Source organism: Streptomyces sp. ISL-12, assembly GCF_018614415.1.
Taxonomy (GTDB): domain Bacteria; phylum Actinomycetota; class Actinomycetes; order Streptomycetales; family Streptomycetaceae; genus Streptomyces.
In genome coordinates, this window is record NZ_JAGGOO010000028.1 from 17,579 (window position 1) to 32,781 (window position 15,203).

Consider the following 15,203-nt stretch of genomic DNA (forward strand, 5'->3'; position numbering starts at 1 on the left):
CGGCCGCCCGTCCGTCCGGCACTCTCCCCGCATGACCACACCGCCGCCTTTCGTCCCCGGTCTCGAACTCTCCCGCCGCTTCTTCCACGAGGCCGTGCGACCCCTGGTCGCGGAGGCCGCCCCCGGGATCGCGTACTCCGCCGCCCGGCTCGGCAGCGGCTCGGAGGTGCTCGGGTTCGACACCGCCCGCTCCCGCGACCACGACTGGGGACCCCGGCTGGAACTCTTCCTCCGGCCCGGGGACGTAGCCCGCCACGCCACGGCGATCAGCGAACGGCTCGCCGCCGGGCTGCCCAGGACCTTCCTCGGCCACCCGACTCACCTGGCCCCCACCGACGAGGCGGGCATCCGCGTCATGGCCGCGACCGACGGCCCGGTCCGGCACGCGGTCGACATCACCGACCCCGGCACCTGGTTCACCGGGCGCCTCGGCTTCGACCCGTGCCGGGGCGTGACCCGTCAGGACTGGCTCTCCGCCCCGGCACAGCGGCTCGCCGAGGTGACCTCGGGCGACGTCTTCCACGACGGGCTCGGCGCCCTGACCACCGCCAAGGCCCGGCTCGCCTGGTACCCGCACGACCTCTGGCTCCACGTGCTCGCCTGCCAGTGGCGCCGCGTCTCCCAGGAGGAGGCCTTCGTGGGCCGCTGCGGCGAGGTGGGCGACGAACTCGGCGCCGCCGTCGTCGCCGCTCGCCTGGTCCGCGACCTGATGCGGCTCAGCCTGCTGATGGACCGCCGCTACCCGCCGTACGCCAAGTGGCTCGGCAGCGCCTTCGCCCGCGTCCCCGGCGCGGCCGGGCTCACCCCGGTGCTCCGCGCGGTCCTCGCCGCCACCGACCCGGACACCCGGGAACGGCACCTGGCCACGGCGTACGAGACCGTCGCGGCCGAGCACAACCGGCTCGGCCTCACCGACCCGGTGGACCCGGCCACCCGTCCCTACCACGGCAGGCCCTTCCGGGTGCTGCGCGCCGAACGGTTCGCCGACGCGCTCACCGCCCGGATCACCGACCCGGCCGTCCGGGCCCTGCCGCCGGCCGGTGCCGTCGACCAGTTCGTCGACAGCACGGAGGTCCTCACCCGGCCCGCGGCGGCCCGTGCGGTGACCCGGCCGTGCACGGGCTGAGCGGCCTCCCTCAGGCGCCCAGTACCGCCCGCAGCGACGGCTGGAGCCGGTCCTCGTGCGCGCGGACCATGTCGTCGCACAGCCGCCAGATCTCCTCGACGGGCAGCGCCGCCGCCGTCGCCGGGTCGGTCATCGCCGCGTGCCGGATGTGCCTCGGGTCGTCCTCCGTCGCCGCCCGCACCACCAGGTCGGTGGTGCTGAGGTAGGTCCGGTTCAGGGCCGCCAGCTGGGACGGCAGCGCACCGATCCGGGTGGGCTGCACACCGGCGGAGTCGACCAGGCAGGGCACCTCGACGGCGCCGTGGGCGGGGAGGTTGTCGATCAGGCCGCGGTTGGGCACGTTGCCGTACACCGTGCGCGGGGTCCCGGTCACGATGCTGTGGACGATCTGCGGCGCGTACTCCATGGTGCCCTCGACGGTGAGCGGCGCCCCGCAGGCCAGCGCGTCCCGGGTCCGCTCGTACTCCGCCACGTTCTCGTCCACGATGCCGAGGTAGGCCCCGACGGGCAGCCGCAGCCGGTCGACCTCGCCGGGGTGGTGCAGGAACCACGGCACGTACTCGGAGGAGTGCTCGCTGGTCTCGGTCGGGTAGTGGCCCAGGCGCCGGTACATGTCGACCCGGACCCGCCGGCGCAGCTGCTCGTCCTCGGCGACGAGCGCGTCGAGGCGGGGGTACAGGTCGCGGCCCTCGTGCTCCCAGCGCAGCACCCACGCCTGGTGGTTGACGCCCGCCGCGTGGTAAGTGACCTCCTCGTAGGGGACCCCGGCCAGGTCGCACAGGCCCCGCATCGTCCAGTACACCGAGTGGCACAGGCCGACCACCCGGGTCAGGCCGGTCGCCTCGGCCAGGTACTGGACGTTCATCGCCATCGGGTTGGTGTAGTTGAGCAGCCAGGCGTCGGGGCACACCTCGGTGATGTCCTGGCCGAGCGCCTTCAGCAGCGGGAAGGTGCGCAGCGCGCGGAAGATGCCGCCGATGCCGAGGGTGTCGCCGATGGTCTGGCGCAGCCCGTAGCGGGCCGGCACCTCGAAGTCCGTGCGGGTGGCCTCGCCCATGCCGACCTGCACGATGTTGATGACGAAGTCGGCGTCCACCAGCGCCTCGCGGCGGTCGGCGTGCGCGGTGACCGTCGGACGGGCGCCGCGCTCGGCGGCGATGTACCGGGCCGCTGCCTCGGCCGTGGCCAGGCGCTCGGCGTCGATGTCGTGCAGCGAGATGTGGGCGGTCTTCAGCTCGTCGAACGCGAACAGGTCGGCGAGGAGTCCCTGGGTGAAGACGACACTGCCGGCCCCGATGAAAGTGATCTTGGGGGCGGCCGGGTGAGCGGTGCTCATGCGGAGTTCTTCCGTTCGCGGGCGGGGTTGTGGGAGGGGGCGGGGGTGAGGTCGCGGGTGACCTGGGCGAGGGCCTCGTCCCAGGTGGGCTGTGCGGTGGTGCCGCCGGGCGCGCGGGTGGACAGCGCGCCGCAGACGGCGGCCAGCCGGAGCGCCTCGGGCAGCGGCAGCCCGGCGAGCAGGCCGGCCACGAAACCGGCGTCGAAGCTGTCGCCGGCGCCCACCGTGTCCACCGGCCGGACCGGGAAGGCGGGGGCGCGGGTGACGGTGTGCCCGTCGTGGCAGAGCGCTCCCTCGGCGCCGTCCTTGACGACGGTCACGGGGCCGCGCCCGGCGAGCGCGGCGGCGGCCGTCACGAGGTCCTCGGCGCCGCCCAGCTTCCGGGCCTCGGCGGCGTTGGGCAGCAGGTAGTCGGTGTGCGGGAGGACGGCGGCGAGGCCCGGCGGGTCCCAGTGGCCGGCCGGGTCGTCGTTGGTGTCGAGGGAGGTCGTCGCGCCGTGGGCGCGCGCGGTGCGCATCAGGCCGGGCAGCCCGGCGGCGAGGTGGGGCAGCAGGAAGTAGGAGGCGAAGTGGACGTGCCGGGCGGCGGCCGGCAGCCCGGCCGGGACGTCGGCCGGGGTGGTGGCGCGCAGGGTGCCCGGCGCGGTGACGATGGCCCGGTCGGACTCCGCCCCGTCCCGGGTCAGGACGACGGTGAGCGGCGTCGGCAGCTCCGGGTCGGTGCGCAGACCCCGGGTGTCCACCCCGCGCGCGGTGAGGGTGTCCCGTACGTAGCGTCCGGCGTCGTCGTCGCCGACCCGGCCGGCGAACGCGACCCGCAGACCGAGGCGGGCCGCCCCGCAGGCCATGATCGCGGCCGAGCCGCCGAGGGTGAGGGCGCCGCCGGGCACGAGCTGTTCGTGCTGGCCGAAGGCGAGCGGGGCGTCGAGGGGACCGAGGACGACGTCGGGGTTGGCGTCCCCGACGACGAGCAGGTCGAAGGTGTGCGGCATGGGCCTTTCCCTGGGAGTCACTAGCCTTTGAGGCCGCTGGAGGTGATGGACTGGACGAAGGTCTTCTGCGCGCCGAGGAAGGCGAGCAGCACGGGCAGCACGGTGAGCACGTTGCCGGCCATCACCGCGGACCACCTGGTGTGGTGCTGTCCCTGGAAGGTGGTCAGCCCCAGTTGCAGCGTGTACTGCGTGTCGTGGTTGATGGCGATCAGCGGCCAGGTCAGGTCGTTCCAGGTGGTCAGGAAGGTCAGGACGGCGACCGTGCTCAGCGCCGGGCGGGACAGCGGCAGCACGATGCGGAACAGCACCCGCAGCCGCGAACACCCGTCGATCCAGGCGGCCTCCTCCAGCTCCCGGGGCAGCGAGAGGAAGAACTGCCGCAGCAGGAACACCGCGAACGGGGTGACCAGCGACGGCACGATGAGCGCGCCGAGGGTGTCGATCAGACCCAGCTTCCTCATCACCAGGAACGTCGGGATCATGGTCAGCTGGAACGGCACGGCCATCGTGGCCAGCATCAGCCCCAGCAGGACACGGGACCCCGCGAACCGCATCCGGGCGAAGGCGTACCCGGCGAGCGCGCCGAACAGCAGGTTGGCGGCGACGGTGACGGCGGAGACGATCAGCGAGTTGGCGAACCAGCGCGGGAACATCGCGTTGCCCAGCACATAGCGGTAGCCGCCGAGGTCGATGCCGGAGGGCCACAGCGCGGGCGGGAAGCGGTTGATCTCCGCGTCGCTCATCACGGAGCTGAGCAGCAGCCACACCAGCGGCACCGCGAAGGTCAGCGCGAGCGGCGCCAGCAGCAGGTGCCAGGGGCTGAACGGCAGCCGCCGGCGGCGCCGTACGGAACCGGCGGTCCGGACCGGGCGGGCGGGGACGGTGCGGGGCCGGGCGGAGGTGGTCGCCGTCATGAGCGGGCCCCTTCCGGACGGTGGCGCTCACGGCGCCGGGCGAGGCGTACGGCCCCGGCGGCGAGGCCCAGGACGACGGCGAGGACGTAGGCGGCCGACGCGCCGTAGCCGGCGGTGGCGTTCATGAACGCCTGCTCCCAGATGAAGTAGACGATCACGGTGGTGGAACCCAGCGGCCCGCCCTTGGTGGTGACGTACACCAGGTCGAACACCTGGAGGGACTGGATGGTCTGCCACAGCACCAGGAAGACGGTGACCGGGGTGAGCGTGGGCAGGGTGACGTGGCGCAGCAGGTGCAGCCGGCCCGCGCCGTCCAGCCGGGCGGCCTCGACCAGGGACCGCGGGACGTCCTGGAGGGCGGCCAGGTAGACCACGACGCAGAAACCGGTGCCGCTCCACAGGGTGATCGCCACCAGCACCGGCAGGGCCTGCCCGGGGTCGGTGAGGAACCCCTGCGGGGAGACGCCGAGTTGATGCAGGACGGAGTTGGCGGCGCCGAACTCCGGGTCCAGGATGAAGGAGAACAGCACGCCCTGCGCGGTCGCCGACAGCACGAACGGTACGAAGATCAGGGTGCGGTAGAGGCCGACGAGCCGGATGCGGCGGTTCAGCACCAGGGCGAGCAGCAGGCCGCCGAGCAGGCTCAGCGGCACGTACAGCACCGTGTAGAGCAGGGTGTTGCGCACGGCCTGGCCGAAGTGCGGGTCCTGGGCGAGGGCGCGGTAGTTGTCCACGCCGACCCAGCGGCTGGGCGTGACCAGGTCGCCGGCCTGGAAGGACAGCAGCAGCGACCAGACGACCGGGACGACGCCGAGGCCCAGGACGATCAGGACCGCGGGGGAGACGTAGGCCCAGGCGGCGGCCGTCTCGGCGCGGCGCTCGCGTACGAGGGCCCGGCGCCGCTCGTCCGGCGGGTCCGCGAGGGTGATGGCTCGGGGCAGTCGCTCCATGGCGTGGTGGCTCCTCAACGCGGTATGAGCAGGGCGGCGTCGGCCTCGTCGGCGCAGGACCGCAGGGCGGCCCCGGGACTGCTGCGGCCGAGCAGCACGGAGACGACGGCCCGGCCGAGCGCCTGCGAGACCTCCGGGTAGGCCGGGTGGACGGGACGGACGCGCGCGCTGTCGAGTGCCTCGGTGAACACCGACAGGCCCTCGGTCTCCTCGACCTTGCGCCGCCAGGCCGGCTGGGCCTCGGTGCGGCGGCTGAGCGGGAGACTGCCGGCGCCGACGGCCCAGCGGACGTCCTGGGCCGGCTGGGTGAGCCAGGTGACGAAGGTGCGGGCGGCCCGGGAGCGGGCGGCGCCGTTGTCGAACAGGGTCCAGGTGTCGGGGCCGGAGATGGTGACCGGCCTGCCGCTGAAGCTGGGCAGCGGGACGACGTGGTGGTCGATCCCCGCCTGCCGGATGTCGGGCAGTTGCCAGGGACCGGTGACCACCATTCCCATCCGGCCGGACTGGAAGACCTGGTACATCTGCTCGCTGCCGGGCTTGGGGTCGACGTACACGCTCCGGTCGCGGGCCAGGCCGGCCACCACCTCCAGGGCGCGGATCCCGCTGTCGGCGAAGCCGATGCCCTTGCCGCTGTCGTCGACGACATCGCCGCCGAGGTCCCAGATCATCGGCCACAGCCGCCAGACGGTGTCCTCGTCGCCGGTGCCGGGCCAGCCGGTGCCGAACCGGCCCGCGGCCCGGTCGGTCAGCCGCCGCGCGGTCTCGGTGAAGTCCCCCCAGGTCCAGCCGGCCTCGGGCAGGTCCACGCCCGCCTCGCGGAACAGCCGCTTGTTGCAGACGACGGCGAGCGCGTCGAGCACCGCGGGCGCCGCCCTGACCCGGCCGTTGACGGTGACGGCGTCCCGGGCGGCGGCCCAGTAGTTCTTCCACGGCAGGGGACCGGAGTCCACCGTGTCGGTGAGGTCGACGACCTGCGGGCCGCGGGCGACCCGGGCCAGGTCAGAGCCGAAGACGTAGGCGATGTCGGGGTAGGAGCCGGCGGCGAGGGCGGCGGTCACCTTCTGCAGCATCACGTCCGACAGCACTCCGCCCCCCAGGTCGACCCGGATCTTCGGGTGCTCGCGCTCGAAGTCGGTGACGAGATTGTGCAGGACCTTCTTCGCCGTGTCGGCCTGGCCGTGCCACACCTCGATGGTGACCGTGCCGTCGGCGGCGACCCCGTCGTCCGTCCCGGCCCCGCACCCGGAGACGGCCGCTCCCGCGGCCCCGGCGAGCAGGGCGCCCCCGCCGGCCCGCAGCACCCCGCGGCGCGAGGGTCGAACACCGCGTCGGACCGCGTCCATCTGTACCTCCAGGCAGGTGTTGGTCGCTCGGCGGGGCGCGACGGCCGGCGGCCGTGGCCCGGTGTCAGGCGGTGAGGGTGGGAGTGAAGGTGTCAGGGAGGAGGGACCCGCTGACGGCTCATGGCACGAGCTCCCGGTCTGGTGGGCACGACCCCGCCTCGGACGCCGTGGGCGGTCCTGGCGACTCGGGCCGGACTCCTGGCGCGGGGCCAGCTACCGGCTGGGCGTACCTCTGGCGCCGGCCGGTCTGACGACGTCGGCGCTGACCGGGAGTAAATCGACCGGGTCCCGACCGTGTCAAGGGTCCGAAACGCCTGAGTTGGTGATCGGGGCTGATTGGAAGGGCGTAGTTGTAAGCAGATTCGAGCACGCGGTCAGGGCTCGGGGCATACGAAATGCCCCCGGAGGCGGGTGGCCTCCGGGGGCATTCCGTGCCGGACGGGTCACGTCATGGGATCACCGCGTCATCAGGGAACGATCTTCAGCAGCAGGTTCGGCGAGCCGGTGCCCGCGCTGGTGACCTTGCCGGTCGTCGCGCCGCTCGTCAGGGCCGAGGAGACCTGCGCGGGGGTGGCGGAGGTGTGGCCCGCCAGGTAGACCGCGGCGGCGCCCGCCACGTGCGGCGTGGCCATGGACGTACCGGAGATGGTGTTGGTCGCCGTGTCGCTGGTGTACCAGCCGGCCGTGATGGAGGAGCCGGGCGCGAAGATGTCCAGTACGGAACCGTAGTTGGAGTAGCTGGCCCGGGCGTCCGTGCTGGTGGTGGCGCCGACGGTGATGGCCTCGGTGACCCGGGCGGGGGAGTACGAGGAGGCGTTGGCGGCGCTGTTGCCCGCGGCGATCGCGTAGGTGACGCCGCTGGCGATGGAGTTGCGGACGGCCGTGTCCAGGGTGGTGGAGGCGCCGCCGCCGAGCGACATGTTGGCGACCGAGGGGCCCGAGTGGTTGGCGGTCACCCAGTCGATGCCCGCGATGACACCGGCCGTGGTGCCCGAACCGCTGTTGTTGAGCACGCGGACCGCGACGATCTTCGCCTTCTTGGCGACGCCGTAGGTGCTGCCCGCGATCGTGGTGGCCACGTGCGTGCCGTGGCCGTTGCCGTCGGAGGCGGTGGTGTCGCCGTCGACGGCGTCGTAACCGTAGGAGGCACGGCCGCTGATGTCGCTGTGGGTGATGCGGACGCCGGTGTCGATGACGTACGCCGTCACGCCGCTGCCCGCGGTGTCCGGGTAGGTGTACGTGCCGGAGAGCGGCAGGGAGGTCTGGTCGACGCGGTCCAGGCCCCACGGGGCGTTGGACTGCGTGGTGTCGGCGAGCGTGACGCGCTGGTTCTGCTCGACGGAGGCGATGGCCGGGTCGGCGGCGAGGCGCTTGGCCTCGGCGGCGGAGAGGGACGCGGTGTAGCCGTTCAGCGCGCTCTTGAACGTCTTCTTCACCGTGCCGCCGTACTCCTCGACGACATCCTTGCCGGCCGCCGAGGACGCCTTGAGCCCGCTGTCCTTCTTGAGCGTGACGATGTAGCTGTCCTTGACCGCGGTGGGGGAGCCGGCCGCGAGGACGGTGCCCTCGGCCGGGGCGGCCTGGGCGGGTATCGCGGTGAGCCCGCCGGTCAGGGCGGCGGCCACGACGCCGACGGTCGCGGCGAACTTGAGTCTCTTGCTCCGCAGTTGTGCCATAACGAGGGAGTCCTCCTCTAGGCGGCGCGCGCCCGGGGTGGGGCGCGCGTCTGTGGGGGGTGTGCGCGGGATCGCGCACACGGCCCGGGGAGCGTCGCGTTCCGCTCCGGACCGGGGTACAGCCTTGACCAACCACCGGTGCCCGACAAGGGAGTTGAACACCTGTCAACAAATCTGTCATGAGCACGAAATATGTCAAGGTCGTCGGAGGGTCGGGGGGGGGTCGGTGAAGGCGGGGCGGGCGTGGTCGCGCCCGGTGGCGCCGGTCGGCGCGCCGCGCCGTGTCGCTCGGGAAACGCCTGGTGAACGGGTGGACCACGAAGTGATAACGGCAGACAACCGTTCGTACGCGCATCCGGTCTAGTCCCCCATGAAGATCTCTTTCCTCCTGCACAACGCCTACGGGATCGGAGGCACGATCACCACGACGTTCAACCTGGCCCAGGCCCTGGCCGAGCGGCACACCGTGGAGATCGTCTCCGTGCTGCGGCACCGGGAGCGCCCCAACTTCACCCTGGACCCCCGGGTGTCGCTGAGACCCCTGGTGGACCTGCGGCAGGAGAAGGAGCACCCTCAGCACCTGCGGCCGGCGAAGGTCTTCCCGGCCGCCGAGTACCGCCACCACCAGTACAGCGAGCTCACCGACGAGCGGATCGGCGCGTGCCTGGCGGACATCGATGCCGACGTCGTCGTCGGCACCCGCCCCGGACTCAACGTCCACCTAGCGCTCCAGGCACCCGAGCACGTCGCCCGCGTCGGGCAGGAACACCTCACCCTGGACAACCACCCCTCCCGGCTGCGCACCGCGCTGCGCCGCGCCTACCGCCGGCTCGACGTGCTCACCACGGTCACGGAGGCGGACGCCGCCGCCTACCGGCGCAAGATGCGGCTGCCCGGCGTCCGGGTCGAAGCCCTGCCCAACAGCGTCCCCGACCCCGTGCTGCCGCCCGCGGACGGCAGCGCCAAGCTGGTGGTCGCGGCCGGCCGACTGGTCCCGGTCAAGCGGTACGACCTGCTGATCGAGGCGTTCGCCCGGGTCGCCGCCGAACACCCCGACTGGTCCCTGCGCATCTACGGCAAGGGCGAGGAACACGACCGGCTGCGCGCCCTGATCGAACGGCTCGGCCTGACGGCCAACGTCTTCCTGATGGGCGCCGCCGCTCCCATGGAGGCCGAGTGGGTCAAGGGCTCGATCGGGGCCGCCGCCTCCAACTTCGAGCCGTTCGGCATGACCATCGTGGAGGCCATGCGGTGCGGGCTGCCGGTGGTCAGCACCGACTGTCCCTACGGCCCCGGCGAGATCATCCAGGACGGCGTCGACGGCCGGCTGGTCCCCGTCGGCGACCCCGCGGCCTTCGGTGACGCGCTCCTCGAACTGGTCCGGGACGACGAACGGCGCCGCCGTATGGGCCGGGCGGCGCTGGAGAACGCGCGGCGGTTCGCCCCGGACCCCGTGGTGCGCCACGCCGAGCGCCTGTTCGAGGAGGCGTGCGCGGCCCGGCGCTCCGGACGGCCCGTCACCCAGGGCCGCGACCCGGTGCGCCAGGTGCTGATCGGTCAGGGCTACGCGGCACGGGACGCCGTGCACGCCACGGGCAGCAGCGCGCTGCACACGATACGAAGGGGACGGCGATGACCACGGAGCGAGGCACGGGGCACGGCGCGGAGCGCGCCACAGGACACGGCACGAAGCACGGCACGGAACCGCGCGCCGGCTGCACGGTGGAGGCGGACGGTCTGATCACCTTCGGCCTGCGCCTCCCCCCGGCCACTCCGGACGCACGGCTGCTGATCCGGCTGCGGCCCAAGAAGGGGAAGCCGGACAAGGGACAGCCCGCGGAGACACACCACTCCCTCGCCCTCGACGCGACGGAGGACGGCCACCCCACCGCCGTACTGCCGACCGGAACGGCGCTGGCGGAGGGCCGGTGGGACGTGTACCTGCTCGACGGACCGGACGGCGAACGGCGCCGCCTGCGCCCCGGCCTGCGCGACCTGCGCGCCCTCGTGGACGGCCACACCCGCGACCGCCGCGCGCCGGTGGCGGTCCGGATCCCGTACGTCACCAAGGACGGGTTCCTGGCGGTACGGGCCTGGCTGCGCGACGCCCACGCCGAGACCGGCGGCATCACGGCCGCCGAGGGAGTGCTCACGGTCGGGGCCCGGCTGCACGGCGCGGTGTTCGGGGAGGGGGCCGCCGTGCGGCTGCGGCTGCGCGGCACCCGCACCGAACGGTCCGTCGAACCCCGGCTCGCCGACGACCGCCGGAGCTTCTCCTTCACGGTCGACCTCGCGGACCTGGTCGCCGGCACCGGCACGGAGACGGACACCGGGACCGGCTCCGGGCAGCGCGTCTGGGACGTCTTCGTCCGGCCCGCGCGGTCCGCACCGCCGGTCCGCGTGGCCCGCCTCCTGGACGACATCGCGGACCGCAAGGACATCCACGTCCAGCCCGCGGTCCCCGTCGGTGAAACGGCCGTACGCCCCTACTACACCGTCGACAACGACCTCGCCCTGGCGGTCACACCGGCGGGCTGACGGTGCCGCTCGCGCCCTGCGCCCGCAGCCGCTCCGCCTCCTCGCCGGTCAGCTTCCGCTCCGCGCCGCAGTACGTGCACTGGGTCGTGTACTTCGTCGACACCGGGAACAGCGGCACGAAGAACAGGGTGAACTTGGTGACCCGCTTGCGGAGCGTGTGGGCGGCGGGGTTGCCGCAGTGGCCGCACACCAGCGTCAGTACCGCCAGCTGGTAGAGGTACCCCTTGGTGCCAAAAATGATCATGACGGTCCTTCCCCGTGCGGTTCCTGTCGCCAGGGTGCCAGACGACGCCGGGGCGTGCCCCCGTCAGCGGGGCTGCGCCGGTGTGGGGGCGGCACTCCAGTCCGGCGGTTCGGTGGGGCCGGCCGTTTCCGCGGGCCGGAAGAGGCCCGGGCAGTCGTCACTGGAGCGGCCCGCCGGCAGGCCGCCGGGCCGCTCCACGGTCACCAGTGCCGTCCCCAGCTCCGGGTCCTGGCTCAGTCGTGCGGCGGCGGCCGTGCAGGCCAGCTGGGCGACGGCCGTGTCGCTCAGCGCCGTGGCCCCGGCCGGCAGCCCGATGGCGACCGTCGCCCCGTCGGTCCGGATGGCCGGCACCGCGACCGCGCGCGGCAGTTCGGTCGTGAGGCCCAGCGCGCGTTCCTCGCTGTCCGGGCCCTGGAACAGCAGCGACACGGCGCTCGCGGGCTCGGCGGGGACGGCCGCCGGACGGATGACGGGCGCCAGAGTCCCGTTCTTCACGAAGTACAGCGGCACCGCGGCGGTGGCGGTGTCCGGCACCGGGGCCGTCGGCCAGGTGGCGGCGGCCACCGGCTCCCGGACCCCGCTCGCGGGCGCCCCCGCCTCGATCACCCCGGTCGCGGGGATGCCGCAGGCGGTGAGCGGACAGGCGGCACCGAGCAGGACGGACAGAAGGGGCAGCGTGCGGCGGACCGGCCGGGAGGGGCGGGACACCGGCTGACTCGCGGCGGGGTTCATGGCCGACCTCTTTCTCCCGGCCGTTCACGGCCGGATCTCTTCTTCCGGGCTTGCTTCGTCCCGCCGTTCACGGCCGGGTCTCCTTCTCCCGGCCGGTCGCCGGCCCCGGTGCGCCGTCCTGCCGCAGCGGGAGGACGACCGTGAAGACGGCGCCGCCGTCCGGATGGTTGGCGGCCCTTACGGTGCCGCCGTGCAGGCGTACGTTCTCCGCGGTGATCGCCAGTCCGAGCCCGCTGCCCTCGCTGCGGGACCGCGCGGTGTCCGACTTGTAGAACCGGTCGAAGACGTGCGGCAGCACCGTGCCGTCGATGCCCTCCCCGCCGTCCCTGACCTCGATGACCGCGGACCGGCCGCCCTCGCCGCGCAGCCGCACCCGGACCGGCGGCCCGCCGTGCCGCAGGGCGTTGGCGACGAGGTTGGCGACGATCACGTCGAGGCGGCGCGGATCGACCCGGCCGCGCAGCGCGCCGGGCTCCGGCAGTTCGGTCTCCACCGCCTCCTGCCAGCTGCGGGCGGACAGGGTGCGCCGCACCGACTCGGCGAGGTCGATCTCGTCCAGGTGCAGGTCGGCGGCGCCCGCGTCGAACCGGGAGATCTCCATCAGGTCGTTCACCAGACCGGTCAGTTTCGTCGTCTCCTCGCTGATCAGCCGTACGGCCATGGCGGTGTCGTCGTCGAGGCGGACCGCGTCCTCGTCCAGTACGTCGGTCACCGCCGACATCGCGGCCAGCGGTGTGCGCAGCTCGTGCGAGACGTCCGCAGCGAACCGCCGGGCCCCGGCCTCCATGCGCCGCAGCTCGGCCACCGACTCCTCCAGCGCGGCGGCGGTCTCGTTGAAACTGTGCGACAGGTCGGCGAGTTCGTCGGAGCCGCGCACGGCGAGCCGGGTGTCCAGCCGGCCCTGCGCGATGCTGCGGGTCGCCCGCCGCAGCTCCCGCACCGGCCGCAGCACCCCGCGCGCGGCCAGCAGAGCGAGTACGACGGCCAGGGCGAGCGCGACCACGGTGGCCCGTTCGATGGCGCTGACCAGGGCCTCCACGTACCCCTGCTCCTCCTGCTGCGACACGGTCAGGTACAGCTCCAGGCCGGACCTTTCCCTGGCGGCGTGCCGCGGTGCGGCGTAGATGACGGGCATGCCGACGACCAGTGAGGAGCGGCCGTCCCGGGACACCCGCTGGAACACCGTGGCGGGACGGGAGCCCACGGCCGCACGCATCGCCGGGGACAGCTCCTCGAACGTGTCCCCGGGCGAGGAGGTGGCGCTCAGCTCCCGGTAGGCGGCCAGCACCCGCCAGTTGTCCGCGCGCCCGCCGCGCGCCACGTCCGCGGCGAGCGAGGCCAGGTCCGGCCGGGCGGGCGGGAACGGGTAGTTGGGCGCCAGCGCGTCGACCCGTTCCCGGAAGTCCTCGATCACCGTGTCCTGGCTCTGCTGGAGCACGCCGGTCCGCGCCTCGCGGAAGGTCAGCGCGCCGGTGGTCAGCGTGGCCGCGGCGGCGACGACGGCGAAGGCCACCAGCAGCCGCACCCGCAGTCCGCCCAGCGGCCGCGGCAGCCGCCGGACGCGCGCCGCGGCGGTCACCGGGACTCCCACCGGGACCCGAAGCGGTAGCCGAAGCCGCGCACGGTCTGGACGTACCGCGGCCGGTCCGAGGTCTCACCGAGCTTCGCGCGCAGCCGCTTGACGCAGGCGTCCACCAGCCGGGCGTCACCGTGGTAGCTGTGCTCCCACACGGCCTCCAGCAGCTGCTGGCGGCTGAAGACCTGGCCGGGGGCGGCGGACAGGGTGAGCAGCAGGCGCAGTTCGGAGGGGCCCAGGGGGACGGGCTCGCCCTGGTGGGTGACGGTCAGTGCGGCCCGGTCCAGGACGAGGTCGCCGTGGTGCTCGGCGGCCGGCGGGCCGTACGCGGCGGGCGGGCCGCCCACGCGGCGCAGCACGGCGCGGATACGGGCGTCCAGCACCCGGGCGCGGACCGGTTTGACCACGTAGTCGTCGGCTCCGGCCTCCAGTCCGACGACCACGTCGGTGTCGTCACCGCGGGCGGTGGCCATGATGATCGGTATCTGGTCCCGGTCGCGGATGCGGCGGCACACCTCCAGGCCGGACATGCCGGGCAGCATCAGGTCCAGGACCACCGCGTCGGGCCGGAACGACCGCACCTGTTCCAGCCCGTCCTCACCCGTCGGGGCAGCGGCCACCTCGTGTCCCTGGCGCCGCAGGGCGAGCCGCAGACCCTCCCGCACGGCGCGGTCGTCTTCGATGATCAGGACGCGTGGCATGGGGCTCAGTATGCGTGGGTGAGGGACTGGGCCGTTCCGGTGGGGGCGGCTGTTACAGAGCGGTCCAGAAGCGGTCCCCGGGCCATCACACAGCCCACCCATGCTGAAGGATCATGAACGCACACCGAACGACACCCCTTCCGTCCGTCGCGCGACCCGTGACCGGGCGCTCGCGCCATGCCCGCGGACGCGGCCGAAAACCGAGGAGACTCTGGGCGGGGCTCGCGGCGGCCGTCGTGCTGTCGGTCCTCGGTGTGCTGGTCGTGAGGGGGCTGACCGGCCCGTCCGGAGGTTCCGACGGCACGGCCGGGGCGGCACCGGTCGCGACGATGGAGGAGGAGCCGTCCGCCGCGGAGGCCACGGAGGAGGCCACGGAGGAGGCCACCGGCGAGGCCACCGTGAAGGCCACGGAGAAGAAGGAGCGGCTCTCGATCCCGGCCACGGGACCCGGAACGTTCACCACGGCCGGCGGAGAGAGCGAACCCGTCGGCGGTGACCAGCGGTTACTGACCTACCGGGTCCAGGTCGAGGACGGCATCGGACGGCCGACGGACGCGGTCGCCGCCGAGGTCGAGAAGATACTCGCCGACCCGCGCGGCTGGACGGCCGACGGCAAGGTGGGGTTCCGGAGGGTGTCCGGTGACAGTTCCGACTTCCGGGTACGGCTCGCCACCCCGGGCACGGTCGACGACATCTGCGGCCAGTACGGACTGGACACCGGCGGCGAGGTCAACTGCAGAGTGGGCCAGGACGTCATGGTCAACCTCAAACGGTGGGAACTGGCCACGAAGTACTACGCGGACGACGTGCCCTCGTACCGCGCCCTGATCATCAACCACGAGGTCGGCCACTTCCTCGGCCACGGCCACGAGACCTGTCCCGGCGAAGGACAGCTCGCCCCGGCGATGATGCAGCAGATCAAGGGACTGCACGGCTGCAAGACCAACGTCTGGCCCTACGACAGCGAGGGCCGGCGCATCACCGGGCCGAGCGTCCCGTGACCCGCCCGCCAGGGCCGATGTCAGTGCCTGGATCTACGGTTCGGTCAGTGGGGTCCGCGGACACGCCTCGGGCC

General features: G+C 73.5%; 14 protein-coding genes. 4 read left to right on the forward strand and 10 right to left on the reverse strand.

Features of this window, described 5'->3' with window-relative positions:
• Positions 1–31 precede the first annotated feature (31 nt).
• Positions 32–1,126 carry a DUF4037 domain-containing protein gene (locus J7I94_RS08150; RefSeq protein WP_215166262.1) on the forward strand — a complete coding sequence of 365 codons (1,095 nt, stop codon included), beginning with the start codon at positions 32–34 and terminating at the stop codon, positions 1,124–1,126.
• Between the two features lie 10 nt (positions 1,127–1,136).
• Here the strand turns inward: J7I94_RS08150 and J7I94_RS08155 are convergent, their stop codons facing one another.
• The 6 genes from J7I94_RS08155 to J7I94_RS08180 all read right to left on the reverse strand — a co-directional run bounded on the left by J7I94_RS08155 (position 1,137) and on the right by J7I94_RS08180 (position 8,337).
• Positions 1,137–2,462 carry an alpha-glucosidase/alpha-galactosidase gene (locus J7I94_RS08155; protein ID WP_215166264.1) on the reverse strand — a complete coding sequence of 442 codons (1,326 nt, stop codon included), beginning with the start codon at positions 2,460–2,462 and terminating at the stop codon, positions 1,137–1,139.
• A complete protein-coding gene (locus tag J7I94_RS08160; protein WP_215166265.1) occupies positions 2,459–3,454 on the reverse strand; it encodes a carbohydrate kinase family protein in 996 nt (331 codons plus the stop codon). Before J7I94_RS08160 ends, J7I94_RS08155 begins: the two co-directional genes overlap by 4 nt.
• A 20-nt stretch (positions 3,455–3,474) precedes the next feature.
• Positions 3,475–4,368, reverse strand: a complete 894-nt coding sequence (locus J7I94_RS08165) for a carbohydrate ABC transporter permease (RefSeq protein ID WP_215166266.1) — start codon at positions 4,366–4,368, stop codon at positions 3,475–3,477.
• Positions 4,365–5,318, reverse strand: coding sequence for a carbohydrate ABC transporter permease (locus J7I94_RS08170; protein WP_215166268.1), 954 nt, complete (start codon positions 5,316–5,318; stop codon positions 4,365–4,367). The genes J7I94_RS08165 and J7I94_RS08170 overlap by 4 nt, the downstream gene beginning before the upstream one ends.
• A 14-nt stretch (positions 5,319–5,332) precedes the next feature.
• On the reverse strand, positions 5,333–6,661 hold the full coding sequence (locus J7I94_RS08175) for an ABC transporter substrate-binding protein (protein ID WP_215166269.1): 1,329 nt from the start codon (positions 6,659–6,661) through the stop codon (positions 5,333–5,335).
• 467 nt (positions 6,662–7,128) lie between these two features.
• Positions 7,129–8,337, reverse strand: coding sequence for a S8 family peptidase (locus J7I94_RS08180; protein ID WP_215166270.1), 1,209 nt, complete (start codon positions 8,335–8,337; stop codon positions 7,129–7,131).
• 370 nt (positions 8,338–8,707) lie between these two features.
• Here J7I94_RS08180 and J7I94_RS08185 point away from each other — a divergent pair, with 370 nt between their 5' ends.
• Together J7I94_RS08185 and J7I94_RS08190 are read left to right on the forward strand one after the other, a co-directional pair.
• Positions 8,708–9,973 carry a glycosyltransferase family 4 protein gene (locus tag J7I94_RS08185; protein WP_215166271.1) on the forward strand — a complete coding sequence of 422 codons (1,266 nt, stop codon included), beginning with the start codon at positions 8,708–8,710 and terminating at the stop codon, positions 9,971–9,973.
• Entirely contained in the window at positions 9,970–10,875 is a 906-nt protein-coding gene (locus J7I94_RS08190; RefSeq protein WP_251074833.1) for a hypothetical protein, read from the forward strand. Before J7I94_RS08185 ends, J7I94_RS08190 begins: the two co-directional genes overlap by 4 nt.
• On the opposite strand, the gene J7I94_RS08195 is transcribed toward J7I94_RS08190, so the two are convergent.
• From J7I94_RS08195 to J7I94_RS08210, 4 genes are all read right to left on the reverse strand, one after another.
• A complete protein-coding gene (locus tag J7I94_RS08195) occupies positions 10,859–11,119 on the reverse strand; it encodes a zinc-ribbon domain-containing protein (RefSeq protein ID WP_215166272.1) in 261 nt (86 codons plus the stop codon). The two genes, J7I94_RS08190 and J7I94_RS08195, sit on opposite strands and share 17 nt — an antisense overlap.
• A gap of 63 nt (positions 11,120–11,182) precedes the next feature.
• Entirely contained in the window at positions 11,183–11,851 is a 669-nt protein-coding gene (locus tag J7I94_RS08200) for a hypothetical protein (RefSeq protein WP_215166273.1), read from the reverse strand.
• Between the two features lie 67 nt (positions 11,852–11,918).
• A complete protein-coding gene (locus J7I94_RS08205; RefSeq protein WP_215166456.1) occupies positions 11,919–13,403 on the reverse strand; it encodes a cell wall metabolism sensor histidine kinase WalK in 1,485 nt (494 codons plus the stop codon).
• Between the two features lie 23 nt (positions 13,404–13,426).
• A complete protein-coding gene (locus tag J7I94_RS08210; RefSeq protein WP_215166275.1) occupies positions 13,427–14,128 on the reverse strand; it encodes a response regulator transcription factor in 702 nt (233 codons plus the stop codon).
• Positions 14,129–14,382: 254 nt separating this feature from the next.
• On the opposite strand from J7I94_RS08210, the gene J7I94_RS08215 reads away from it, so the two are divergent.
• On the forward strand, positions 14,383–15,129 hold the full coding sequence (locus J7I94_RS08215; RefSeq protein WP_308114514.1) for a DUF3152 domain-containing protein: 747 nt from the start codon (positions 14,383–14,385) through the stop codon (positions 15,127–15,129).
• Positions 15,130–15,203: the final 74 nt, after the last annotated feature.